Here is a 24697-nt window from a genome sequence, read left to right on the forward strand (position 1 = left end):
AAAAACTGCCTGGGCCAGATTTTTTCGAGTTCCGAAAAAAATAATGGCAAGGGAGGAAAACATGTATGTCGGCCTCGACCTTGGCACGTCGGGCGTCAAGGCGCTGCTGATCGATGCCGAACAGACCGTCATCGGTTCCGGCCATGGCGCGCTCGACGTTTCGCGGCCGCATCCCGGCTGGTCCGAACAGGATCCAGCCCACTGGCTACGCGCCTGCGAAGACGCGATTGCCGAACTGAAGGCCTCCCATCCCTGGCAGTTCGCGGCGGTGAAAGGCATTGGCCTATCCGGTCAGATGCATGGCGCCACCTTGCTCGATGCCTCTGACAAGGTGCTGCGCCCCTGCATTCTGTGGAACGATACGCGCAGCCATGCCGAGGCAGCCGCGCTCGACGCCGATCCGCGGTTTCGCGAGCTGACCGGCAACATCGTCTTTCCCGGTTTCACCGCGCCGAAGCTCGCCTGGGTGAAGAACAACGAACCCGCCATTTTCGCCAAAGTGGCCAAGGTGCTGCTGCCCAAGGATTTCCTGCGGCTGTGGCTGACCGGCGAACATATTTCGGAAATGTCGGACTCGGCTGGCACTTCCTGGCTCGACGTTGGGAAGCGGCGCTGGTCCGCCGACCTGCTCGCGGCCACGTCGCTCGACGAAAAGCACATGCCATCCCTGGTCGAGGGTACGCAGAAGGCCGGTGGGCTGCGCGGCGAGCTGGCGTCGAAATGGGGCGTCGAAGCCGGCATCCCGATTGCCGGCGGCGCCGGCGACAATGCGGCTTCCGCCTGCGGCATGGGCACGGTCCGTGCCGGCCATGCGTTCGTGTCTCTGGGCACGTCAGGCGTGCTGTTTGCCGCCAATGCCTCCTATCTGCCCAACCCGGCAAGCGCGGTCCACACTTTCTGCCATGCGCTGCCTGACACCTGGCATCAGATGGGCGTCATCCTGTCGGCCACCGATTCGCTCAATTGGCTGTCCGAGATTACCGGCAAGGGCGCAGGCGAGTTGACATCGGAACTGGGCGATACACTGAAGGCGCCGACCGGCGTGTCCTTCCTGCCCTATCTCTCGGGCGAGCGCACGCCACACAATGATTCCGTCATTCGCGGCTCCTTTACCGGACTGGCGCATGAATCGAGCCGCGCCGTCCTGACCCAGGCCGTGCTGGAAGGCGTGGCCTTCGCCTTTCGCGACAGCCTCGAGGCGTTGAAGACTGCGGGCACGAGCTTGATGCGTGTGACGGCGATCGGCGGCGGCTCGCGCTCGCGCTACTGGCTGAAGGCCATCGCCACCGCGCTTCAGCTGCCTGTCGACATTCCCGCCGACGGCGATTTCGGCGCCGCCTTCGGCGCCGCCCGGCTCGGCCTGATCGCAGCGACGGACACTGATCCGCTCGATGTCTGCACGGCGCCGAGGACCGATGCAACGATCGAACCGGATGCCGGCTTGGATGGTGCATTTGCCGATGCCTACCAGCGCTACCGCGGGCTTTATCCGGCGATCAGGGCGGCAACGGCGTGAGCAGGCGCCACGCGCCCCCCTCTGCCCTGCCGGGCATCTCCCCCTCTAGGGGGAAGATCGGCAGCTTTGGCGGCTACGCTAGCCTTGCAAGGCCGGAGGTTGGCGAAGGTATAAAAATCAGCCAATCTCCCCCCTTGAGGGGGAGATTGCCGGCAGGCCAGAGGGGGGCGCCTGGCGCCTACCTTAGCCGTGAAGCCTCACTGCGCCGGCACCTTGTCGAGGAAGCCGGTGATGCTCTTCAGGCGGCCGTTCTCGATGACGCCGATATCGGTGCCTTCGATGATGGACGGTGTGCCCTCCGGGCCGAGGTTCCAGGAAAAGCGGATTTTGTCGGCAAACCCGTCCGGTGTGCCTTTCAGCGAGAAGCGGAAGCCGGCAAAGCGCTGCTGCACGCCGTCGATCAGCGCCGCGACGCCTTCATGGCCGTCGCCCTGCATGATGGGATCGCGATAGCTGACGTCTTCGGTGAAAGTCGCCTTGAGCAGCGCCTGACGGCGCGCGGCGTCGCTCTCGTTCCAGGCGGTGATGTAGCTTTCGGCGATCTTGTTGAGATCGGTCATGATCTGTCTCCTTCGTTGGCTTTGACATGACCCTTTTCACCCAACGGACGAACGGAACCAATTACGCCTGAGGTAATCAGGCGGAGCCATTTCGGAGAGGAAGGAAATCCATGAGCAGCGGCTTTTTCGGCGACATCCAGAAGATCAAATATGAGGGGCCGGATTCGGCCAATCCGCTGGCTTACCGGTTCTACAACCCGGACGAGCTGGTGGCCGGCAAGCGGCTGGAAGACCATCTGCGCTTCGCCGTCGCCTACTGGCATTCTTTCGCCTGGCCGGGCGGCGATCCGTTCGGCGGCCAGACCTTCGATCGGCCGTGGTTCCCCAAGGCCGGCGGCATCGACACGATGGAACTGGCAAAACTGAAAGCAGACGTCGCCTTCGAGATGTTCTCGCTGCTCGGCGCGCCCTATTTCTGCTTCCACGATGCCGACGTGCGGCCCGAAGGCAAGGATTTTTCGGAAAGTTCCGCGCGCCTCGACGAGATCGCGGACTATTTCGCCACCAAGATGAAGCAGACTGGCGTCAAGCTCTTGTGGGGCACGGCGAACCTGTTCTCGCACCGCCGTTTCATGTCGGGTGCCGCGACAAACCCCGATCCGGATGTGTTTGCCTATGCGGCGGCGACGGTGAAGAGCTGCATCGACGTCACCAAGCGGCTGAAGGGCGAGAATTATGTGCTTTGGGGCGGACGCGAGGGCTATGAGACGCTGCTCAACACCGACCTTGCCCGCGAGCAGGAGCAGGCCGGCCGTTTCCTCAACCTCGTCGTCGACTACAAGCACAAAATCGGCTTCAAAGGCACGATCCTGATCGAGCCGAAGCCGCAGGAACCCACAAAACACCAGTACGACTACGATGTCGCGACCGTCTATGGCTTCCTCAAGCGCTTCGGCCTGGAGAAGGAGGTCAAGCTCAACATCGAGCAGGGCCACGCCATCCTCGCCGGCCATTCCTTCGAGCACGAGCTGGCGTTGGCCAATGCGCTCGGCATCTTCGGCTCGATCGACATGAACCGCAACGACTACCAGTCGGGCTGGGACACCGACCAGTTCCCCAACAATGTGCCGGAGATGGCCCTGGCCTATTACCAGGTCCTGCAGGCGGGCGGCTTCAAGACCGGCGGCACCAATTTCGACGCCAAGCTGCGCCGCCAGTCGCTCGATCCGCAGGACCTGCTGATCGGCCATATCGGCGGCATGGATGCCTGCGCGCGCGGCCTGAAGGCAGCCGCCAAGATGGTCGAAGACAAGGCGCTGTCGGCTCCACTCGCCGAGCGCTACGCAGGCTGGAACAGCGGCGAGGCCAAGGCGATGCTTGCCGGCAAGCGCACGCTGGAGGACATCGCCGAGCGCGTGGTGAAGAAGAAGATCGAACCGCAGCCGCGCTCCGGCCGTCAGGAACTGCTCGAAAACATCGTCAACCGCTACGTGTAAGGGATGAAAGGCGGGCGGCGGCTTGTTCAGCCGCCGCTCCGCTTACCCACGCCGCTTCGCGGGGAGAAGTTCCCGGCGTCGCGCTTATTTGCCTGCCGCCCTGTTCGCCATTGAACGGAAAAGGTGCCGGCGGGCGGACGAGGGTGGCGCCGAGACCGGGTGAAAGGGCTTTGCGCCAGTGCGGAATCGACGACAAGGTTTTGCCCACTGACGCCCCTCAATCGCCTCTCTCTTGCCTTCAAACTGCCGTCACGAATCTCCTATAAGAAGGTGCTCGTGGCGGGAGAGGAAGAAGGAGGCGAACCGATATGCAGAACGAACGTGAAATCGACGCCCTGCTCTCAAATGGCGAGGCCGGGTCGATTATCGACCGGCTGATGGCAATGCCGCATCCGAAGGATGGTGCGCGCCGCTCCAACGAATGGGACCGCGCCGTTGCCAGCCGTTTCGAGACCCATCTGGCAAGACAGATGCGCTCGCAGATCGATAGTGGCGGCGACCGGCAGAACGCTGCCTGATCAACCGCTTCCCACCCTCGGGTCAAGCCCGTGGGCATGCTTTGGACGACATGTACATCAACCCCGGCGTAGCCTGACCGGGGCTTCACCGAAAGTTCTTGAAAACGCCCTCGAAAATGCCGCGGCGGATGAAAATCCGGTCCGCCCGGCAATGTCGGCCATGGCCACTCTGGTGTCGATCACCAGCCGCCGCGCAGCGCCCAGGCGCAGCCTGAGATAGTAGGCGCCGGGCGTCTCGCCGATCGACTTGCGGAAGATGCTCTCCAGTGTCCGTGCCGTAACCCCGGCGCGCTTTGCCACGGCGGCGACCGTCAACGGCTGGTCGACATGCGCTTCCATCAGCCGGATGGCTTGCGCCAGGCGCGGATCATAGCCGTCGAGCCGGCCAAGCGAGACCAGGGGCTGAGCGTCGGTGGCCGCACGGGCCTGATCGTAGATGAAGACGCTGGCCACATCGAGCGCCACGGCCATGCCGAGGCGGGTGCGAACGAGGTGCAGCATCAGGTCGAAGGTGGGCGAGGCGCCACCGGAGGTGAAGACCGGCCCGTCGATGACGTAACGGTCCGGGCGGACGTCGACGCCCGGAAAGGCCGACGAGAAATCCTCCATGTCTTCCCAGTGGGTGGTGGCGCTGCGGCCTTCGAGCAAGCCGGCCCGCGCGACCAGCCATGTACCGGCCTCGACGCCGCCGCAGGCGCGCGCCGAACGGGCGGCGCGGCGCAGGCCCGAGAGCAGAGCCGACGTCGCATAATTCTGCGTGCCGAAACCGGCGACGACGACAAGAACGTCGGTCGGCTCGGCCGCATCGAAGCGGCCGCTGACAGCCACTGGCAGGCCGCAAGTGGTGACCGGCGCCTCGCCGGTTACGGAAACCAGCTTGAAATCGAACAATGTCTCGCCGGAGATGCGGTTGGCGGCGCGCAGCGGGTCGACCGCCGAGGCCACGCACATGATGGACGAGCCGGAAAACACCAGCATCGTCACCTTGAGCGGCAGACGCTCGGCGCGAAAGATCGTCAGTTTTTCGCCTTTAGTCATGGAAGCTTCGTAAAACGCAAAGCAGTTTTCGGCAAGTCGGGCGATGCTTGGCGCCTGTTTCGACTGGGAGGAGAGTTCCATGCCGCTTGCGATGAACCGTGAGGTTTTCATTACCTGTGCCGTGACCGGGTCCGGCGGCACGCAGGACCGCAGCCCGCATGTGCCGCGCTCGCCCAAAGAGATCGCTGATTCGGCCATCGACGCGGCCAAGGCGGGGGCGGCGATCGTGCATTGCCATGTGCGCGATCCCGAGACCGGCAAGCCCAGGCGCGACGTTCATCTCTACCGCGAGGTGACCGAGCGCATCCGCGAGGCAGACGTCGACGTGGTGCTGAACCTCACCGCCGGTATGGGTGGCGACATGGTGTTCGGCTCGCCCGAAGCGCCGCTGCCGCTGAATGAAAAGGGCACCGACATGGGCGGCGCCACCAACCGCATGGAGCATGTGCGCCAGTGCCTGCCGGAGATCTGCACGCTCGACTGCGGCACCATGAACTTCGCCGAGGCCGACTATGTCATGACCAACACGCCCGGCATGCTGCGTGCCATGGGCGGCATGATGACCGCGCTCGGCGTCAAGCCGGAGATCGAGGCCTTCGACACAGGCCATCTGTGGTTCGCCAAGCAGTTGGTCGAGGAACAGGTTCTGAAGCCGGATGCGCTTGTGCAGCTTTGCATGGGCGTGCCATGGGGGGCGCCTGACGACCTCAACACCTTCATGGCCATGGTCAACAACGTGCCGTCGACCTGGAGCTGGTCGGCCTTTTCGATCGGCCGCAACCAGATGGCCTATGCCGCCGCCGCGGTGCTGGCCGGCGGCAATGTCCGCGTCGGTCTCGAAGACAATCTCTGGCTCGACAAGGGCGTGCTTGCCACCAACGCGCAGCTGGTCGAACGTGCCGCCAGCATCGTCACCAATCTCGGCGCCAGGATTCTGGGGCCGGAGGAAGTGCGCAGGAAGCTCAACCTCACCAAGCGGCCGCCGATCGCGGCATAGAGAGGGGAGCTTCAGATGGCCACCGTCAAATTCACCGCAATGAAGGATGGCGACAAGGACGACTACGAATTCCTGACCGCCCATGAAATCGACTATGCCGCCAAAACCGGTGATCGGTTGCTGGAAGCCCTGGTTCAACTCGACGAGGGCCTTTCCGGCTACAAGATCACCCGGCTCGGCCATTCGCTGCAGGCGGCAACACGCGCCTGGCGCGACGGCGCCGACACCGACTGGATCGCCTGCGCGTTGCTGCACGACATCGGCGACATCTACGCACCCTACAACCACGACGAATACGCCGCGTCGATCCTGAAGCCTTTCGTGCGCGAACAATGCACCTGGGTGGTGGAGAAGCACGGCGATTTCCAGCGCCTCTACTATGCCCATCATCTTGGCGGCAACCGCCATGCGCGTGACCGCTTCGCCGGTCATGCCTATTTCGACGATTGCGACCAGTTCTGCGAGCGCTGGGACCAGTCGAGCTTCGACCCAGACTACGAGACGCTGCCGATCGAGTTCTTCAGGCCATTCGCGCTCGAAGTCTTTGCCCGCAGGGCCTACGACCCCGCCATTATCCGCGCCGGCGAGCGCGTGCCGCTCACCGATCCCGAAACAGCCAAGACAAGAACCGGAGCCTGACCATGAGCATCATCAACAAGGCGGCCGCCATCGGCGGCGGTGTCATCGGCGCAGGCTGGGTGGCGCGCCTGCTCTTGAATGGCATCGACGTGTCGATCTTCGACCCTGATCCCGAGGCCTCGCGCAAGGTCTCAGAAGTGATGAAGGGCGCGCGCCGCGCCTACAAGCAGATGGTTCCGGGCGGCCTGCCGAAAGAAGGCAGGCTGACCTTCGCCAAGACCATCGCCGAGGCGGTGGCCGATGCCGATTTCATCCAGGAGAGCGTGCCGGAACGGCTCGCCCTCAAGCATAAGGTCCTGTCCGAGATCGATATCCACGCGCCGGCCAACGCCATCGTCGGCTCGTCCACATCAGGCATCAAGCCGACCGACATGCAGGTGGCGATGAAAAAACACCCGGAGCGGCTTGTCGTCGGTCACCCGTTCAACCCGGTCTATCTCCTGCCGCTGGTGGAAATCGTCGGCGGTGACCAGACATTCCCCGAGGCGGTCGAGGTCGCCAAGGAGATCTATGCCTCGATCGGCATGAAGCCTGTCGTCATCCGCAAGGAGATTGAAGCCTTCGTCGGCGACCGCCTGCTGGAAGCCGCCTGGCGCGAGGCGCTGTGGCTGATCAAGGACGGCATCTGCACCGTCGAGGAACTGGACGACATCATGCGCTATGGCTTTGGCCTGCGCTGGGCACAGATGGGCATGTTCCAGGTCTATCGCGTCGCCGGCGGCGAAGCCGGCATGCGCCACTTCATGGCGCAGTTCGGCCCCTGCCTGAAATGGCCGTGGACCAAGCTGATGGACGTACCGGAGTTCAACGACGAACTGGTCGACCTGATCGCCACGCAGTCGGACGACCAGGCGCATGGCCTGTCGATCCGCGAACTGGAAAAGATCCGCGACGACAATCTGGTCGCCATCATGGATGCGCTCTCGAAGCAGAACAAGGGCAAGGGCTGGGGAGCCGGCGCCCTGCACAGGGACTATACGAAGCAGTTGGCCAAGCTGGCGGCGAAAAAGCCGGCCGCCTCCAAGGCGGCCGAGAAGGCGAAGGCATCGAAGCCGGTGAAGAAAGCCGAAAAACCGAAGAAAAAGAAGAAAGGCTGAGACCATGGATTTCGGTCTGTCAGAGGAACAGAAGCTCATTGTCGAGACGACGCGCGCCTTCGTCGAGAATGAGCTTTACCCCCATGAGCGCGAGGTCGAGCGCACCGGCGTGCTGCGCCGCGAACTGATCGAGGAGCTAAAGGCCAAGGCGATCGAAGCCGGTCTCTATGCCGCCAACATGCCGGCCGATGTCGGCGGCGCGGGGCTCGATACGGTGACCTGGCTGCTCTACGAGAAGGAACTCGGCCGCGCCAACTACGCGCTGCACTGGACCTGCGTCGCGCGCCCCTCCAACATCCTTTTGGCCGGCACGCCGGAGCAGCGCGAAAAATATCTGTTCCCGTGCATCCGTGGCGAGAAATGGGATTGCTTGGCGATGACCGAGCCGGGCGCCGGCTCCGATCTGCGCGGCATGAAGGCGACCGCCGTGCAGGACGGCGACGACTGGGTATTGAACGGCACCAAGCACTTTATCTCCCACGCCGACCTCGCCGACTTTGCCATCGTCTTCATGGCCTCGGGCGAAGAGGATTCGCCGCGCGGCAAACGCAAGAAGATCACCGCCTTCTTCGTCGACAAGGGCACCAAGGGTTTCACGGTGCGCGAGGGCTATCGCAACGTCTCGCATCGCGGTTACACCAACGCCATCCTCGAATTCGACGATTGCCGCCTTCCGGCAAGCCAGGTGTTGGGTGAAGTCCACAAGGGTTTCGACGTCGCCAATTCCTGGCTCGGCGCCACCCGCCTGCAGGTCGGCGCCACCTGTCTCGGCCGCGCGGAACGCGCGCTCGGTCACGCGGTCGAGTACGCCGCGCAGCGGCAGCAGTTCGGCCAGCAGATCGGCAAGTTTCAAGGCGTGTCGTTCAAGCTCGCCGACATGGCGACGGAGCTCAAGGCCGCCGACCTGATGGTGTTCGAAGCCGGCTGGAAGTACGATCAGGGCACCGTCACCGACCAGGACATGGCCATGGCCAAGCTGAAGGCCACCGAAATGCTCGCCTTCGTCGCCGATGAGGCGATCCAGATCCATGGCGGCATGGGGCTGATGGACGACCTGCCGCTGGAGCGCATCTGGCGCGATGCGCGCGTCGAGCGTATCTGGGAAGGCACATCGGAAATCCAGCGCCACATCATTTCGCGAGCGCTGCTGCGCCCGTTCGGGGCCTGATCCATGCATAAACTCGAACGTCTCCTGCGCCCTAAATCGATCGCCGTGTTCGGCGGCGCGCAGGCCGCCGCGGTCGTGGCGCAGTCGATCAAGATGGGCTTTGCCGGCGAGATCTGGCCGGTGCACCCGAGCAAGGACGAGGTCGCCGGCCGCAAGGCCTATCGTTCGGTCGCCGACCTGCCCGGCGCACCGGACGCCGCCTTTGTCGGCGTCAACCGACACTTGACCATTGACGTGATCAAGGCCCTGGCCGAACGCGGCGCTGGCGGCGCGGTCTGCTTTGCCGCTGGTTTTCTCGAAACCGAAGCCTATGACGCGGATGGCGAGCGCCTGCAGGCCGAACTCGTCGCCGCCGCCGGCGAGATGCCGATCATCGGGCCGAACTGTTACGGCCTGATCAACTATGCCGACGGCGCGCTTTTGTGGCCCGACCAGCATGGCGGCATAAGATTGGCCGACGGCGGCAAAGGGGTGGCCATTATTACCCAGTCGTCCAACATCGCCATCAACATGACGATGCAGAAGCGCGGCCTGCCGATCGCCTTCCTGATGACCGCCGGCAATCAGGCGCAGACCGGCCTCTCCGAAATGGCGCTCGGCCTGATCGAGGACGAGCGCGTCAGCTCGCTCGGCCTGCACATCGAGGCTTTCGATTCGGTAGCCGGCTTCGAGCGGCTGGCGGCACGGGCGAGGGAATTGAAAAAGCCGATCATCGCCATGAAGGTCGGCCGCTCCGAACAGGCCAGGCAAGCGACCGTCTCGCACACCGCGTCGCTCGCCGGCTCGGACGCAGCGTCCGGGGCCTTCCTGAAACGGCTCGGCATCGCGCGCGTCGATTCCATCCCCGCCTTCATCGAGGCGCTGAAGCTGCTGCATGTCACCGGCCCGCTGCCCGGTTACCGCCTGTCGTCGATGAGCTGTTCGGGCGGCGAGGCTTCGGTCATGGCCGACAGCGCCGAAGGCCGCTGGGTCAACTTCCCGGTGCTGACGGAAGAACACCGTGCCCACGTCAAGTCGACGCTCGGGCCGCTGGTCGCGGTCGCCAACCCATTGGACTACCACACCTTCATCTGGAACAACGAGCCGGCGATGACCGCCACCTTCACCGCCATGGTGTCGGGCGGCTTCGACCTCAATATGCTGGTACTCGACTTCCCGCGCCCGGACCGCTGCTCGGTGACCGACTGGTGGGCGACGCTGCGCGCCTTCGAATCGGCGCTCAAGACCAACAAGGCGCATGGCGCGATCGTCTCGTCGCTGCCCGAGAACCTGCCCGAGGAATACACCGCCGAGCTGATGGCGCGGGGCATGGTGCCGCTGTTCGGCATTTCCGAAGCGATGGATGCCGCCCAGGCGGCCGCCTTCATCGGCTGGGCCTGGCGCGAGCCGCAGGCGCAGCCGGTCGACACCTCCGCTTCCGGCGCTGCCGGCGGCGAGCATGTCACGCCTGACGAGGCGCAAGCCAAGGCGCGGCTGATCAAGGCCGGGCTGCCGGTGCCCAAGGGCGAGCGCGCCGACAGTGCCGTCGAGGCGGTGATCTCGTCCATGGCGCTCGGCTTCCCGGTGGCGCTGAAGGCCCTGGGTGTCACCCACAAATCCGAGGTCGGCGCTGTCAGGCTCAACCTCAGGGACGCCGAATCCGTCAGCACCGCCGCGCACGACCTTTTGCCGCTCGGCACCGGCCTTTATGTCGAGCGCATGGTGCGCGACGGCGTCGCCGAGCTGATCGTCGGCTTCACCCGCGATCCGATGTTCGGCGCTGTCATGACGCTGGGCACCGGCGGCGTGCTGGTCGAATTGCTGCGCGACAGCGTCACCTTGATGCTGCCGGCGACCCGCGACGACATCGAGGCAGCACTTCGCGGTCTCAAACTGTTCCCGCTGCTCGAAGGCTATCGCGGTCGGCCGAAGGCCGACGTCCAAGCTGCCATCGACGCCATCGCGGGCATTGCTGCCTTCGTGCAGACGAATGCCGGCGAGATCGAGGAACTCGACATCAATCCGCTGATCGTCTGCAGCGAGGGCAAGGGCGCCTGGATCGCCGATGCGCTTTTGGTGCTGGGAGAGAACAAGAATGCCTGACGTCGTTTCGACCCGCCGTGAAGGCTCGATCCTCGAGGTCACGCTCGATCGGCCCAAGGCCAACGCCATCGACCTGAAGACCTCTCGGCTGATGGGCGAGACCTTCAAGGCGTTTCGCGACGACCCCGGCTTGCGCGTCGCCATCGTCAAGACCGCCGGCGACAAGTTCTTCTGCGCCGGCTGGGACCTGAAGGCCGCCGCCGGCGGCGACGCCGTCGACGGCGACTATGGCGTCGGCGGCTTTGCCGGGCTGCAGGAACTGCGCGACTTGAACAAGCCTGTCATCGCGTGCGTAAACGGTATGGCGGTGGGGGGCGGCTTCGAGCTGGCGCTGTCCTGCGATCTCATCTACGCCTCCGATCACTCCTCCTTCGCATTGCCCGAGATCCGCGCCGGCACGCTTGCCGACGCCGCGACCATCAAGCTGCCGAAGCGCATTCCCTATCATGTCGCCATGGACCTTTTGCTCACTGGCCGCTGGATGGACGTTGCCGAGGCGCATCGCTGGGGCCTGGTCAACGAGGTGCTGCCGAAGGAGAAGCTGGAGGACCGCGTCTGGGAGATCGCCCGCCTGCTCGCCAGCGGCCCGCCGCTTGTCTTCGCCGCGATCAAGGAAACCGCGCGGGTGGCCGAAGCGCTGACTTTCCAGGACGCGATGAACAGGGTGACGCGCCGGCAGTTGCCGACGGTCGATGCGCTGTACGGTTCCGAGGACAATATGGAAGGGTTCCGGGCTTTTGCGGAGAAGCGGGAACCGGTGTGGAAGGGGAAGTAAAGCAATGCCAGAGATGACGGCGCGAGGCACCCCCCTCTGGCCTGCCGGCCATCTCCCCCGCAAGGGGGGAGATTGGATGTCATTTCCGCTTTCGCCAATCGTCAACGCTGCAATAAGGGCGATGTCGATTGAACTGCCAATCTCCCCCCTTGCGGGGGAGATGTCCGGCAGGACAGAGGGGGGTGCCTGGGCTCGCCGTTCACAGTCGGCGCGGCCATGACCGACTACAGCAAACTCATTGATGCCGAGACCCGGGCCTTCATCGAGCGGACCAATTCCTATTACCCGCCGGATACGATCGACTACACGATTGCCGAGCAGCGCGAGATCTACGCCCGCATGTGCCGGGAGTTCTTTGCCGGCTATCCCGAGGGGGTGACAGCGGAAACCACCGCTATTGCCGCACAGGCGTGCAATATCCCGATCCGCATCTATCGCAGCGCCCCGCAGGCAGTGGCAACGGTGCTCTATTACCACGGCGGCGGGTTCATCCTTGGCGGGCTCGACAGCCATGACGACGTTTGCGCCGAGCTTTGCGGCCGCACCGGCTATGACGTCCTCTCGGTCGACTACCGGCTGGCGCCGGAGCATCTGCATCCGGCTGCGTTTGACGATGCGATGAACGCCTTCGAGTGGGCGGCAGCCACCCGCGATCATCCCGTCCTGCTCTGCGGCGACAGCGCCGGTGGCAATCTCTGCGCCGCAGTCAGCCATGCGACGCGCGGCCATGCGAAGAAACCGATCGGGCAGGTGCTGATCTATCCCGGGCTCGGCGGCGACCGTTCGCGTGGCTCCTATCTGAAGCATGCCGAAGCGCCTATGCTGACCACGCGCGACCTCGAATTCTACAAGCACATCCGTACCGGCGGCGTGGACCAGACCGGCGACATCACGCTTCAGCCGCTGGCCGACGCCGATTTCGCCAACCTGCCGCCGACCGTGCTGATCACCGCCGAGTGCGATCCGCTGTCGTCGGACGGCGAGGCCTATCGCGACCGCATCGTGGCGGGCGGCGGGCGAGCCACTTGGTTCGAGGAAAAAGGGCTTGTGCACGGCTATCTCAGGGCGAGGCACACGGTCGGCCGCGCCCGCGCCAGCTTTACCCGCATCGTCGAGGCGGTGTCGGCGCTCGGCAAAAGCGAGTGGATCTGGTGAGGGCCTCCTCGCATGACAATCGACAGAAGATGATCAACCCAGCGACTGCCAAGCCGTTCGGCGCTCAGCCTACCGAACGAGCCGCCGCCCGGCCGGCGCTGCGGCCGGAGAAGATACAGCCGCCCAGGAACGTGCCTTCGAGCGCCGCATAGCCATGCACGCCGCCGCCGCCGAAACCGGCGGCTTCGCCGACCGCATAGAGGCCCTGAACCGGCTCGCCATTGCTCCCCAGCACGCGGCTTTCGAGATCGGTCCGCAGGCCACCCAGCGTCTTGCGGGTCAGGATGTTGAGGCGAACCGCGATCAGCGGGCCGTTCGCGGGATCGAGCATCTTGTGCGGCCTGGCCGTGCGGATCAGCCGGTCGCCGAGATAGGCCCGCGCTCCGCGCAGCGCGGTGACCTGCATGTCCTTGGAGAAGGGATTGTCGAGTTGCCGGTCGCGGGCGCGGATCTCGCGCTCGACATGGGCGACGTCGAGCAGCGGTTCGCCGCCGGCCAGCTTGTTCATGCGCGCCACCAGATCGGGCAGTTCGGCCTCGATGATGAAATCCTCGCCCTTCTCCATGAACGCCTTGACCGGGCCCGGAATGCCCGACGTGGCGCGGCCGAGCACCTGGCGCCAGCTCTTGCCGGTCAGGTCCGGGTTCTGCTCGGAGCCCGAGAGCGCGAACTCCTTCTGGATGATTTTTTTGGTCAGGATGAACCAGGAATAGTCGAAGCCGGTGCTCATGATGTGGCTGAGCGTGCCGAGCGTGTCGAAACCGGGGTAAAGCGGCACCGGCAGGCGCTTGCCCCTGGCGTCGAGCCACAGCGACGACGGACCGGGCAGGATGCGGATGGCATGATCGGTCCAGATCGGCGCCCAGTTCCTGATGCCCTCGACATAGTGCCACATGCGGTCGCGATTGATGACGCTGCCGCCGGCCTGTTCCGTGATCGCCAGCATGCGGCCGTCGACATGGTCGGGCACGCCGGTGATCATGGACTTCGGCGCCGCGCCCAGACGCTTCGGCCAGTTTTCCCGGACCAGCTGGTGGTTGCCGCCGATGCCGCCGGAGGCGACGATCACGGCCTGCGCATGAACCTCGAAATCACCTGATATCTCACGCGAACTCTTGTGGCCGCGCTCGACGGTGCTTGGTTGCAGGATGTCGCCGCGCACCCCGTCGATCCTCGTGCCGGTGCGGATCAATTCGTTGACGCGGTGGCGGAACTTGAAGCGGATCAATCCGCGCTTCTCGGCCTCGCGCACGCGCAGCACGAAGGGCTCGAGCACGCCGGGACCGGTGCCCCAGGTGATGTGAAAGCGGGGCACGGAATTGCCATGGCCAATGGCATTGCCGCCGCCGCGCTCGGCCCATCCGACCACGGGAAAGAATTTCATCCCGCGCTCCAGCAGCCAGGAGCGCTTCTCGCCGGCGGCGAAGCCGACATAGGCCTCGGCCCATTTGCGCGGCCAGTGATCCTCCGGCCGGTCGAAAGCGGCGGTGCCCAGCCAGTCCTCGAGCGCCAGCTCGTGCGAATCGCGGATGCGCATGCGCCGCTGCTCGGGCGAATCGACGAGGAACAGACCGCCGAACGACCAGAAGGCCTGGCCGCCCAGCGACTGCTCCGGTTCCTGGTCGACGATGACGATCTTCTTGCCGGCCTCGGCCAGTTCGGCGGCGGCGACCAGCCCGGCAAGGCCGGCGCCGACGATGATGACATCCGCGTCGTCAGCCAATTTCCCCTCCCGTTAGCTGGCTACCGTATGAATCTCGAACCGGAATTATATCAATGATGGTCAGACCGCCTCCCAGCCGTCCTTGCCGCCGGCGCGGAAGATGGCGTCGATGACCTTCTGGTTGAGCACGGATTCCTCCAGCGTAAAAACGCGCTCCTTGCCGCCCTGGGCCGCCCGCGCGAAGGTCTCGACCTCGAGCCGGTACTGCTGCGTACCGGGAAAGCGGAACACCTGCGCCTCCGTGTGGTTCTGATTGTGCAACTCGACGCGGTGGTGATCGTAGAGCCCGGCATTGAACGGCGAAAACACCTCGATGAACCCGTTCTCGCCATGGAACACCATCACCTGGCGCGCGGCCATCTGGGTCGAGAGATAGAAGGACAGTTCGAAGTCGCCGAAATCGGCGCGGATCGAGGAATAGATGTCGGTGCCGAATTTTTTGCCGCGCTCGATCGTCGCCTGCACGCGCAGCGGCTCCTTGCCGGTGGAAAAGCGCGTCGACACGGTCGGGTAGACGCCGATGTCGGGCAGCGCGCCGCCGCCAAGGTCGAGCTGGTTGCGCATGTTGTTGGGATCGACATTGTAATAGGAGAACGCGCCCTGCACATGGCGCAGCCGGCCGATGACGCCGCTGGCGATCAGGTCGCGCACCTTGATCCATTGCGGATGGTAGACGACCATGAAGGCTTCGCAGACCAACACCTTGCTGGCATCGCGCAGCTTGATCAGCGGCGGAATGTCCTTGGCGTCGAGCGCCAACGGCTTTTCGACCAGCACATGTTTTCCCGCCTGAATGGCCTTGGCCGTCCATTCGACATGCTGCGATGTCGGCAGCGGGATATAGACGCCGTCGACCTCGTTCGAGGCGAGCAACTCCTCATAGGAACCGAAAGCATGCGGCGCGCCGAAGCGATCGGCCAACCCACGGGCCTTCGACTGATCGCGGCTGGCGATTGCGGACAGCACGCCATTTTCCGCCTCCACGATCGCAGGTAAAAGCTGCTCGCGACCGATCTTGGCCGTCGATAACACACCCCATCGGAACATCAGGCTTCTCCTCTCGATTACAGGCGAGGAGGTTTGCCTGAAATCGGGGCAAAAGCCAATGCGGGGGCCAAGTTCCTCGCCCCACGAGCGGGGAGCGATGGCTCAACCCCTCTTCCCCGTCAGCCTCATGTCGAAACCGACGACGTTGGAATAGATCGGCGTGCCGACATCCATTCCGTAGCGCGACCGCAGCACCTTGCCGGTGACGTGGAACCCGATCGTGCCGGACTTCAGGCCATCGAGCTCGGCGGTGAACTTTTCCGCAAACGTCTTGCCGCGCGCCGTCAGCCGGCCGGTGACAAGCGCCGTCGTATCGCCGGTGCGGGTCACGCTGGTCGAGCGGAACTGGATTTCGGGGCTGTTGGCCGCATCGAACACGGCGTCTGAACGCAGGAAAGCGTCGATGCGGCCCTGGCCGGTGCCGACGCTTTCGGGAAAAATGGTGAGGTTGACCTTCGAGCGGCTGACGTCGTCATTGTCGATGCGGATCGTGCCCTTGAAGTGAGCAAACGCACCATCGAAACCGCCGCCGCCGGCCTTGCCGATGGTGAAGCGGATCGAGGAGTCAGCCTGGCTGATCGTGTAACTGCCGGCGGCATCATCGAGGACAACTGCTGCCCAGACAGGCACGGCAAGGCAAGCGGCAAGGGCCGCCGATCCGAGGAGTCGCGCATACATGAGATTATTTCCTTCTTCGGAGGCAACGCTCTTCGCGTCCTCGCTTACAAACGAGGCCGAACCCCGTTCTATTCCCCGCCTGAGGAAGGCGTGACGATGCGTGTAAGCACATTGTCCCTCAGTCGGAAATGATGGCGCAGTGCCGCCGTGACATGCAGCGCCACAAGTGCTGCGCCGGCATAGGCAAGGTACCAGTGCGCTGCCGCCCAAAAACTCTCGGCGGCATGGGATTCCGCAAGCGGCAGGTTGGGCATCACGAACAGGTTGAACGGCATGCTTGGAATTTCCAGCGTCGAGACCGAAACCAGCGCCCAGCCGGACAGAGGCAAAGCGATCTGGAAGGCATAGAGCGCCAGGTGAGCGAGCGGCGCCGCCCGGCGCTCCAGGGATCCGACCGAGGATGGCAAGGCCGGCGCGGCATTGCCGAGCCGCCAGGCGATGCGCAGGATGATCAGGCCGAGCAGCAGGAAGCCCAGCGATTTGTGCAGCTGGATGAGCTCGAAAGCCGTGCGCTGGCTGCTGATGCGGACCATCGCGAAACCGAGCGCGAACTGGCCGATGAAGGCAAGGCCGATCAGCCAATGAAGCAGGATTGCCGCCCAACCGTAGCGGGTCGGGGTATTTATGATCGAAGCTCGCATGGAAGGTGAACGAATGTCGCGTCGGCTTTCTTCCACCCTCCCACAAGGGAGAGGGCAGCCTATCCGCTCACCCTGAAGAAATCGATGAAGGCCCTGAGCGCAGGCCGCATCTGGCGGCGACTCGGATAGTAGACGAAGAAACCCTCGAAGGACGGACACCAATCCTCCAGCACGCGGATCAGCCGGCCATCGCGGAGCGGCTCGCGGACATAATCCTCGAAGACGAAGGCAAGCCCGGCCCCGTCGACCGCCGCCTGGGCGATCAGATGGTCTTCGTCGAGAATCAATGGTCCTTGCGCGGCAATCTCGATCTCCTCGCCATCCCTGGCGAATTCCCAGCGGTAGAGGATGCCGCTGGAGAAGCGGAAGCGGATGCAGCGATGGTCGGACAGGTCACGCGGGTGGCGAGGCCTCGGCATGGTGTCGAAATAGGAGGGCGAGCCGACCACGGCGCCGCGGATATCGGGCCCGATGCGCAGCGCGATCATGTCGCGCTGCAGGCTTTCGCCAAGCCGCACGCCGGCGTCGAAACCGCCTTCCACGACGTCGGTGAAGCGGTCCTCGATGACGATCTCCAGCACGATATCGGGGTAAGCCGCGGCAAAGGCGCCGAGCCGCGGGGTCAGCACCAGATGGGCTGCCGTGCGCGGCACGCTGAGCCGCAGATTGCCGGCCGGCCGGTCGCGCGCCTCGACCGCCGTCTCCAGTGCCAGGTCGATCTCCGACAGCGCCGGCCGCAATCGTTCCAGCAACCGCGCGCCCTCTTCGGTCGGGGCAACGCTGCGGGTGCTGCGTGCCAACAGCCGCACGCCAAGCCGCGCCTCAAGGCTGGACACGGCATGGCTGACCGCCGACGGCGCGATCGCCAGTTCCCTGGCCGCGCCGCGAAAGCTGCCGCATTGGGCAACAGTTGCCAGCACCGCAAGCTGTGAAAGATGTGCTCGGTTCATTGATCTATTTTCTAGAACGCCCCGTGCACAGATGAGCCGATTATCGAACATAAGGCAAGGCGCTATTTCCTGGGCATCGCAACAAGGAGACGCGTGATGAAAACCCGCAAACTCGGTACTGAACTGGAAGTTTTCCCGGTCGGCCTCGGCTGCATGGGCATGAGCTTTGGCTATGGGGGCCAGCCGGAAGCCGAGGCGATCGCCACCTTGCGCCGCGCCGTCGAGATCGGCGTCAATTTCTTCGACACGGCAGAGGTCTACGGGCCCTACGAGAACGAGATCCTGCTCGGCAAGGCGCTGAAGCCGGTGCGCGATCAGGTGACGATCGCAACCAAGTTCGGCTTCAAGATCCTGGAGGAAGGCACCGGCACCGACCGCATGGCGGGCGTCGACAGCCGCCCCGAACACGTCAAGGCCGTCGCAGAGGCGTCACTGAAGCGGCTGGGCACCGACGTGATCGATCTCTATTACCAGCACCGCGTCGACCCGAACGTGCCGATCGAGGACACGGTCGGCGCCATGGCCGAGCTGGTGCGCGAGGGCAAAGTGCGCGCGCTCGGCCTTTCGGAAGCAAGTGTCGCCACCATCCGCCGGGCACATGCCGTACATCCGATCGCGGCGGTCCAGAGCGAATATTCACTGTGGAGCCGTGACCCGGAAGACGAGGTGTTCGCCGTCTGCCGCGAACTCGGCATCGGTTTCGTTCCCTATAGCCCGCTCGGCCGTGGCCTCTTGACCGGCACGATCGCCAAGCCCGAGACGCTTGATGACGACGACTGGCGCCGCACCTTGCCGCGCTTCCAGGCCGACGCCATGGAAGCCAATGCCAAAGTCGTGGCCACGCTGGAAAAACTGGCGACCGAAAAGGGAGTGACCTCGGCACAGCTGGCGCTCGCCTGGGTACTGCACCAGGACGATTTCATTGTCCCCATCCCGGGCGCCCGAAAGATCCGCCATCTGGAGCAGAACACGGCGGCGGCTGATATCGAGCTGAGTGCCGCAGAGGTACAGACCATCGGCGATGCACTGTCGCCTGATAAGGTCATGGGCAAGCGCTACACAGAGGAGCTGCTGGCGCTGGTGAATGGGTGAGCTTTCACCCTCCCCTGTGCGGAGGTCGGCTCGCTGTCGCAGCGAAGCGAAGACAGGGTGGGGTGGCGATGCGCGATACAGAAGATCACGGGTGTCCGCGCGAGGCACCCCCCTCTGTCCTGCCGACATTTCCTACCATGGCACGACCGTAATCTCCGGCCAGTAATCCCGCGCCCGCTGGCCCTTCGCCTCATGCGTCCGCTGATTGTCCATCGCCCGGTTCGGCGTGACGCGGAATGAGAAGACGTCGTCGAGACCGAACGGCGCCAGCAGTTCCAGTTGACAATCCGCGTCGTATCGCACCCCGACCGCATGTGTCTTCGACGCAAAAAAACCGGACCGACTCGCTCGAACTCGTGTAGCGCGGACAGGGCCGCCCGAACTTCTGCGGGTACCACAAATGCACCCGCGCTTGGTTGCGCACCTCGACCGGCAGGGGCAGCCCCTGGAAATGCTTCGCCGCCCGGCGGATGACGGCGTCCTCGGCCTCGTAGGACAGGTCGCTATCGTCGAAATAGAACAGGTCGACATCCTTGATGCCATAACCCGACGGCTTCCCCGTCAGATGGTTCCAGACCGAGTTATAGAGCACGCCGGAGACCACCAGCCAGTCCGGAAGATCGAGCGTGCGGGCACATACCAGCGCCTGGCGCACGAGCGCATCCGACAGCAGGATGTCGAGAAACGCAGCGCGTTGTGCTTCGAACGGGAGCCCGGAATAGTGCAAATGGTCCATCGCCCTTTGGAGGGCGATTCGCCGTGCTCCCGCAATCCCGGAAAGAGGCTATGCCCTGAGCACGCCTCCAGTCTGCTTGCCGACATTCTCGACGACGCGCCTGGCCAACGCCTCGAAATCCTCGTCGGTCAGCGTCTTCTCGACCGGCTGGATCGACACTTCGATGGCGATGGACTTCCTGCCCTCGCCGAGCGCCGCACCTTCGAAAACATCAAAGACCGAGACGCCGGTGACCAGCTTCTTGTCCGCGGCGAGCGCCGCGCGTACCAGCGTGCCGGCCTCGACCGCCTTGTCGACGACGAAGGCGAAGTCGCGCTTCACCGCCTGGAAGGCGGAGAGATCCAGCCTGGGCTTGGTTTTCGTCGGCTTTGCCTTGGGCTCGGGCACGGCATCGACATACACTTCGAAGCCGCAGAGCGGGCCGGAGACGTCGAGCCCTTCCAGCGTTTTTGGATGAAATTCACCGAACGTGCCGAGCACCGTCTTCGGTCCGAGCTTGATCGTTCCGGAACGACCAGGATGGTACCAGGACGGGCCGCCGGCCTCGATCTGCAGCCGCTCGACCGGCGCGCCGCAGGCTTCGAGTGCGGCGATGGCATCAGCCTTGGCGTCGAACACGCCGACCGGACCGGAATTGCCAGCCCAGTTGCGGCCGGAACCGTCGAGCTTGGCGGTGCCGCGCCGCACGCCGGCGGCAACGCGCCGTTGCTGGTCGGCGCCGTCGCCCTCATAGGTGCCGGAGACCTCGAACAACGCCACGTCGCCAATGCCCTTGTCGGCATTGCGCTGGGCGGCTGCGATCAGGCCGGGCAGCAGTGAGGGCCGCATGTCGGACATGTCGGCGGCGATCGGGTTGGCGAGCTTGAGCGAAGCCTGCCCGCCGCCGAACAGTTCGGCGTGCCTGGCGGGGATGAACGACCAGGTGACTGCCTCCATCATGCCGCGCACGGCCAGCGCCCGCTTGGCCGCGCGGGTGCGGATCTGCAGCGTCGTCAGGATCTTGCCGTTGACCGCGTCATGCGCGCCGAGCGGCTGCGAAGCGATGTTGTCGACGCCGTGGATGCGCATCACCTCCTCGACCAGGTCGGCCTTGCCGTCGACATCGGGACGCCAGGACGGCACGGCGATTTCGACGACATCGCCCGAACCCTCAGGCTTGAAGCCGAGGCGCGTGAGAATATCGAGGCTTTCCGCCTTCGGCACTTCTATGCCGGTCAGCCGCTTCACTTCCGACAGCGGGAAGGAGACGATCTTGGGCTGATGGCCGGCATAGCCGGCCACCTCGATTTCCGTCGGCGTGCCGCCGCAGAAATCAAGCACCAGCCGGGTCGCAAGCTCAACGCCCGGCACCATGAATTCGGGGTCGACCCCGCGCTCGAAACGATAGCGGGCATCGGTGATGATGCCGAGCGCGCGCCCGGTGCGGGCCGTGGTGATCGGGTCCCAGAGTGCGGATTCGATCAGCACGTCGGTCGTGTTCTCGTCGCAGCCGGAACGCTCGCCGCCCATGATGCCGGCGATCGATTCCACGCCATTGTCATCGGCGATGACGCACATCTCCGGCGTCAACGTGTATTCGCGGCCGTCGAGCGCCAGTACCTTTTCGCCATCCCTGGCGCGACGCACGACAAGATTGCCGGCGACCTTGCCGGCATCGAAGACATGCAGCGGCCTGCCACGATCGAAGGTGACGTAGTTGGTGATATCGACCAGCGCGCTGATGGGCCTCAGCCCAATGGCGATCAGCCGCTGCTGGAGCCATTTCGGGGACGGGCCGTTCTTGACGCCGCTGACCAGATTGAGCGCGAAGCCGGGGCAGAGTTCCGGCGCTTCGATCGTCACCTTGACGGGGCACATTCCATTGCCGACATGCGGCATGATCGCGCCGCCGACGAGGCGGCCGAGACCGCTCGCCGCGAGATCCCGGGCGATGCCGTAAACGCTGGTGGCATCAGGCCGGTTTGGCGTCAGATTGATCTCGATGACCGGATCGTCGAGATGCGCGTAAGCGGCGAAGCTGGTGCCGACCGGCGCATCTTCGGGCAGGTCGATGATGCCGTTGTGCTCGTCGGAAAGTTCCAGCTCGCGCTCGGAACACATCATGCCGTGGCTTTCGACGCCCCTGATCTTGCCAACCGTCAGCGTCACATCGATGCCGGGCACATAAGTGCCGGGCGCGGCGAAGGCGCCGATCATGCCCGCCCGCGCATTGGGTGCGCCACAGACGACCTGCACCGGCGGCTTGCCGTCGCCGGTGTCGACGGTCAGCACCCGCAGCCGGTCGGCGTCGGGATGCTGCACCGCCGTCAGCACCCTGGCGATGACGAAGGGTTTCAGGCTCGCCTTGTCGTCGACATGCTCGACCTCGAGGCCGATCGAGGTCAGCCGCTCGACGATCTCGTCGAGCGAGGCGTCGGTCTCGAGATGATCCTTGAGCCAGGAGAGGGTGAATTTCATGATGCTGTTCCGTCTGGTCTTTTGACGCTTGTTTTCAGATGTCTCGGCAGGTCGTCGGACATGTGCAGGAAGGGAAGCTGCTCGCTGAGATAGGCATGCAGCGTCGGCTTGAAATCGGCCGGAATGTCCATGGCGCCGAGCATGAAATAGATGTCGTCCTCCAGCCGCTCGTCGACATAGGCGATGGGTGAGCCGCAGACGCCGCAGAACGAGCGCGTCACCGGCCCGTTCTCGAACATCTTCAGCGCCTTGCCGGTGAACGCGACCTGGCCGGCAGGGAAGCCGACAAAGGCCGACACCGGCGCGCCGGTCGCCCGCCGGCAATCGCCGCAATGACAATAACTGACGTGGTGCGGTTCGACTGACGCCTCGAACCGCACGGCGCCGCAGCGGCAGCCGCCGGCGTGGGGCGCTGTCATGCGCTCAGGCCTCCGAACAGCGTCGGCATGTCGAGCGGCCGGAAGCCGTAATGCGACAGCCAGCGCACATCGGCGTCGAAGAAGGCGCGCAGGTCCGGCATGCCGTATTTCAGCATGGCGATGCGGTCGATGCCCATGCCCCAGGCAAAGCCCTGATATTCATCGGGATCGAGCCCGCCAGCGCGCAGAACGTTGGGGTGCACCATGCCGCAGCCAAGGATCTCCATCCAGTCCGAGCCTTCGCCGAAGCGCACCTCGCCTGGCCGCGAGCGGTCGCACTGGATATCGACCTCGAGGCTTGGCTCGGTGAACGGGAAGAAGGACGGCCGGAAGCGCATCTTGACCGACGGCACCTCGAAAAAGGCCTTGCAGAACTCTTCCAGCACCCACTTCATGTTGGCGACGTTGGCCGATTTGTCGATCACCAGCCCTTCGACCTGATGGAACATCGGCGAGTGGGTGGCGTCGGAATCCTGCCGGTAGGTCTTGCCCGGAATGACGATGCGGATCGGCGGCTTCTGCTTCTCCATGGTGCGGATCTGCACCGGCGAGGTGTGGGTGCGCAGAAGCTTGCGCTCGCCCTTCTCGTCCGGCTGGAAGAAGAAGGTGTCATGCATCTCGCGCGCCGGATGGCCTTCCGGGAAATTCAGCGCGGTGAAATTGTAATAGTCGGTCTCGATGTCGGGCCCTTCGGCGATGGCGAAGCCGAGATCGCCGAAGATCGCCGCGATCTCGTCGATGACCTGGCTGATCGGATGAATGCGGCCGCGCTCGGCCGGCGACTGCCGCACCGGCAGCGTCACGTCGACCTTCTCCGCGGCGAGGCGGGCAGTGATGGCAACATCCCTGAGTTCCGCCTTGCGCGCGGTGAGCGCATCGGTGACGCGGTTCTTGAGGCCGTTGATGGCGGGGCCTTTGACCTGGCGCTCCTCAGCGCTCATCGAGCCGAGCGTCTTCAGCATTTCCGAGATCGACCCCTTCTTGCCAAGGGCTGCCACGCGCACGGCTTCTATCGCGGCCTCGTCAGCAGCCGACGCTATGTCGGCGAGCAGCGAAGCTTCCAGGCTTTCAAGATTTCCAGCGGTGGCGTTCACGGCGAAACTCTCTCGATCGGGCAACCCACCATCACCGGGCGTGTCACCAATTTGGTTACATCAGGCATAAGAAAAACCCGCGCCAGCCGTGCCAGCGCGGGTTCCCCAAATCAGAATTTCGAATGCTTGGGAAGCGCTGGTCTTAGGCGACAGCGCTTTCAAAAGCATTCGGGGTGGTGTTCTTGAGGTACTCAAGAGCAACCTTGGCCTTGGCCACGAGCGCGGCGAAAGCCTGCGGCTCGTGGATGGCCATATCCGACAGGATCTTGCGATCGATCTCGATGCCAGCCTTGTTGAGGCCGTCGATGAAACGGCCATAGGTCAGGCCGTGCTCGTGCGTCGCGGCGTTGATGCGCTGGATCCACAGCGCGCGGAACGAGCGCTTGCGGTTCTTGCGGTCGCGATAGGCGTATTGCAGCGACTTTTCCACCGCCTGCTTGGCGATGCGGATGGTGTTCTTGCGGCGGCCGTAGAAGCCTTTCGCGGCTTTCAGGACCTTCTTGTGCTTGGCGTGCGAGGTGACGCCTCTTTTTACGCGTGCCATGTCATGATCTCCTTAAAAGCAATTCCAGGAAAAGTGCCTTGCGGTCTTCCGTTCGGAATTGCGTAAAACAAATTCGTGTCCGGCCGAATGCTCAGAGGCCGTTCGGCAGAAAATTCTTGATGACCTTCTTGCCATCCGGTTCAGCCAGAACCATCGTGCCGCGGGCATTTCGAATGAACTTGTTGGAACGCTTGATCATGCCGTGACGCTTGCCGGCCGCAGCCGACAGGACTTTACCCGTACCGGTGATCTTGAACCGCTTCTTGGCGGCCGATTTGGTCTTCATCTTGGGCATTTTGCTACTCCGTATTGTGGCGCACCATCGCGCTTCTTGT

23 protein-coding genes and 1 pseudogene are annotated in these 24697 nt (G+C 64.3%); 11 read left to right on the forward strand and 13 right to left on the reverse strand.

The features are described 5' to 3' along the window. Window positions 1-61: 61 nt before the first annotated feature. Window positions 62-1516 (forward strand): xylulokinase, encoded by a 1455-nt coding sequence (xylB, locus tag FJ443_RS00075; RefSeq protein ID WP_140563958.1) that lies wholly within the window; start codon window positions 62-64, stop codon window positions 1514-1516. A gap of 197 nt (window positions 1517-1713) precedes the next feature. Here the strand turns inward: xylB and FJ443_RS00085 are convergent, their stop codons facing one another. Next, window positions 1714-2076, reverse strand: coding sequence for a nuclear transport factor 2 family protein (locus FJ443_RS00085; RefSeq protein ID WP_140525794.1), 363 nt, complete (start codon window positions 2074-2076; stop codon window positions 1714-1716). A gap of 110 nt (window positions 2077-2186) precedes the next feature. Between FJ443_RS00085 and xylA the strand changes: the two genes are divergently transcribed. Continuing rightward, a complete protein-coding gene (gene xylA / locus FJ443_RS00090; protein WP_140491093.1) occupies window positions 2187-3512 on the forward strand; it encodes a xylose isomerase in 1326 nt (441 codons plus the stop codon). A 308-nt stretch (window positions 3513-3820) separates the two neighbouring features. Then, on the forward strand, window positions 3821-4030 hold the full coding sequence (locus FJ443_RS00095) for a hypothetical protein (RefSeq protein WP_140491096.1): 210 nt from the start codon (window positions 3821-3823) through the stop codon (window positions 4028-4030). Window positions 4031-4087: 57 nt separating this feature from the next. Here the strand turns inward: FJ443_RS00095 and FJ443_RS00100 are convergent, their stop codons facing one another. After that, the gene (locus FJ443_RS00100) at window positions 4088-5068 is read right to left on the reverse strand and encodes a GlxA family transcriptional regulator (RefSeq protein ID WP_140554542.1); all 981 of its coding nucleotides are present in this window, start codon (window positions 5066-5068) and stop codon (window positions 4088-4090) included. Window positions 5069-5147: 79 nt separating this feature from the next. On the opposite strand from FJ443_RS00100, the gene FJ443_RS00105 reads away from it, so the two are divergent. The 7 genes from FJ443_RS00105 to FJ443_RS00140 all read left to right on the forward strand — a co-directional run bounded on the left by FJ443_RS00105 (window position 5148) and on the right by FJ443_RS00140 (window position 12981). After that, entirely contained in the window at window positions 5148-6065 is a 918-nt protein-coding gene (locus FJ443_RS00105) for a 3-keto-5-aminohexanoate cleavage protein (protein WP_140491102.1), read from the forward strand. 15 nt (window positions 6066-6080) lie between these two features. Further along, window positions 6081-6704 carry an HD domain-containing protein gene (locus FJ443_RS00110; RefSeq protein ID WP_140662295.1) on the forward strand — a complete coding sequence of 208 codons (624 nt, stop codon included), beginning with the start codon at window positions 6081-6083 and terminating at the stop codon, window positions 6702-6704. A 2-nt stretch (window positions 6705-6706) separates the two neighbouring features. Next, window positions 6707-7801: a 3-hydroxyacyl-CoA dehydrogenase NAD-binding domain-containing protein gene (locus FJ443_RS00115; protein WP_140662298.1), complete on the forward strand. Its 1095-nt coding sequence runs from the start codon at window positions 6707-6709 to the stop codon at window positions 7799-7801. A 4-nt stretch (window positions 7802-7805) separates the two neighbouring features. After that, the gene (locus tag FJ443_RS00120) at window positions 7806-8969 is read left to right on the forward strand and encodes an acyl-CoA dehydrogenase (protein WP_140662300.1); all 1164 of its coding nucleotides are present in this window, start codon (window positions 7806-7808) and stop codon (window positions 8967-8969) included. Window positions 8970-8972: 3 nt separating this feature from the next. Next, window positions 8973-11051: an acetate--CoA ligase family protein gene (locus FJ443_RS00125; RefSeq protein WP_140662302.1), complete on the forward strand. Its 2079-nt coding sequence runs from the start codon at window positions 8973-8975 to the stop codon at window positions 11049-11051. Beyond that, on the forward strand, window positions 11044-11826 hold the full coding sequence (locus FJ443_RS00130; RefSeq protein WP_140517770.1) for a carnitinyl-CoA dehydratase: 783 nt from the start codon (window positions 11044-11046) through the stop codon (window positions 11824-11826). Before FJ443_RS00125 ends, FJ443_RS00130 begins: the two co-directional genes overlap by 8 nt. Before the next feature lie 216 nt (window positions 11827-12042). Beyond that, window positions 12043-12981, forward strand: a complete 939-nt coding sequence (locus tag FJ443_RS00140; protein WP_140662304.1) for an alpha/beta hydrolase — start codon at window positions 12043-12045, stop codon at window positions 12979-12981. A 64-nt stretch (window positions 12982-13045) separates the two neighbouring features. Here the strand turns inward: FJ443_RS00140 and FJ443_RS00145 are convergent, their stop codons facing one another. From FJ443_RS00145 to FJ443_RS00165, 5 genes are all read right to left on the reverse strand, one after another. Next, window positions 13046-14704, reverse strand: coding sequence for an FAD-binding dehydrogenase (locus FJ443_RS00145; RefSeq protein WP_140662306.1), 1659 nt, complete (start codon window positions 14702-14704; stop codon window positions 13046-13048). Between the two features lie 60 nt (window positions 14705-14764). After that, a complete protein-coding gene (locus FJ443_RS00150; RefSeq protein ID WP_140625492.1) occupies window positions 14765-15751 on the reverse strand; it encodes a Gfo/Idh/MocA family oxidoreductase in 987 nt (328 codons plus the stop codon). Window positions 15752-15853: 102 nt separating this feature from the next. Beyond that, complete coding sequence (locus tag FJ443_RS00155) at window positions 15854-16429, reverse strand: YceI family protein (RefSeq protein WP_140491123.1); 576 nt, start codon at window positions 16427-16429, stop codon at window positions 15854-15856. A gap of 68 nt (window positions 16430-16497) precedes the next feature. Further along, the gene (locus tag FJ443_RS00160) at window positions 16498-17070 is read right to left on the reverse strand and encodes a cytochrome b (protein WP_140625493.1); all 573 of its coding nucleotides are present in this window, start codon (window positions 17068-17070) and stop codon (window positions 16498-16500) included. A 59-nt stretch (window positions 17071-17129) separates the two neighbouring features. Next, window positions 17130-18020 (reverse strand): LysR family transcriptional regulator, encoded by an 891-nt coding sequence (locus tag FJ443_RS00165; protein WP_140517767.1) that lies wholly within the window; start codon window positions 18018-18020, stop codon window positions 17130-17132. Window positions 18021-18116: 96 nt separating this feature from the next. Here FJ443_RS00165 and FJ443_RS00170 point away from each other — a divergent pair, with 96 nt between their 5' ends. Continuing rightward, window positions 18117-19112, forward strand: a complete 996-nt coding sequence (locus tag FJ443_RS00170; protein WP_140625494.1) for an aldo/keto reductase — start codon at window positions 18117-18119, stop codon at window positions 19110-19112. Between the two features lie 132 nt (window positions 19113-19244). On the opposite strand, the pseudogene FJ443_RS00175 reads toward FJ443_RS00170, so the two are convergent. The 6 genes and pseudogenes from FJ443_RS00175 to rpmI all read right to left on the reverse strand — a co-directional run bounded on the left by FJ443_RS00175 (window position 19245) and on the right by rpmI (window position 24657). Next, window positions 19245-19848 (reverse strand): annotated as a pseudogene (locus FJ443_RS00175) (nucleotidyltransferase family protein). Window positions 19849-19896: 48 nt separating this feature from the next. Further along, window positions 19897-22305 (reverse strand): phenylalanine--tRNA ligase subunit beta, encoded by a 2409-nt coding sequence (gene pheT, locus FJ443_RS00180; protein WP_140662308.1) that lies wholly within the window; start codon window positions 22303-22305, stop codon window positions 19897-19899. Then, window positions 22302-22724: a GFA family protein gene (locus FJ443_RS00185; protein WP_140517763.1), complete on the reverse strand. Its 423-nt coding sequence runs from the start codon at window positions 22722-22724 to the stop codon at window positions 22302-22304. The genes pheT and FJ443_RS00185 overlap by 4 nt, the downstream gene beginning before the upstream one ends. Further along, the gene (gene pheS, locus FJ443_RS00190; protein ID WP_140491135.1) at window positions 22721-23818 is read right to left on the reverse strand and encodes a phenylalanine--tRNA ligase subunit alpha; all 1098 of its coding nucleotides are present in this window, start codon (window positions 23816-23818) and stop codon (window positions 22721-22723) included. The genes FJ443_RS00185 and pheS overlap by 4 nt, the downstream gene beginning before the upstream one ends. Window positions 23819-23960: 142 nt before the next feature. Then, window positions 23961-24362: a 50S ribosomal protein L20 gene (gene rplT / locus FJ443_RS00195; protein WP_006201247.1), complete on the reverse strand. Its 402-nt coding sequence runs from the start codon at window positions 24360-24362 to the stop codon at window positions 23961-23963. 91 nt (window positions 24363-24453) lie between these two features. Then, on the reverse strand, window positions 24454-24657 hold the full coding sequence (gene rpmI, locus FJ443_RS00200) for a 50S ribosomal protein L35 (RefSeq protein ID WP_006201248.1): 204 nt from the start codon (window positions 24655-24657) through the stop codon (window positions 24454-24456). Window positions 24658-24697 lie beyond the last annotated feature (40 nt).

It is taken from the genome of Mesorhizobium sp. B2-6-1, from assembly GCF_006440475.1.
GTDB lineage: Bacteria > Pseudomonadota > Alphaproteobacteria > Rhizobiales > Rhizobiaceae > Mesorhizobium.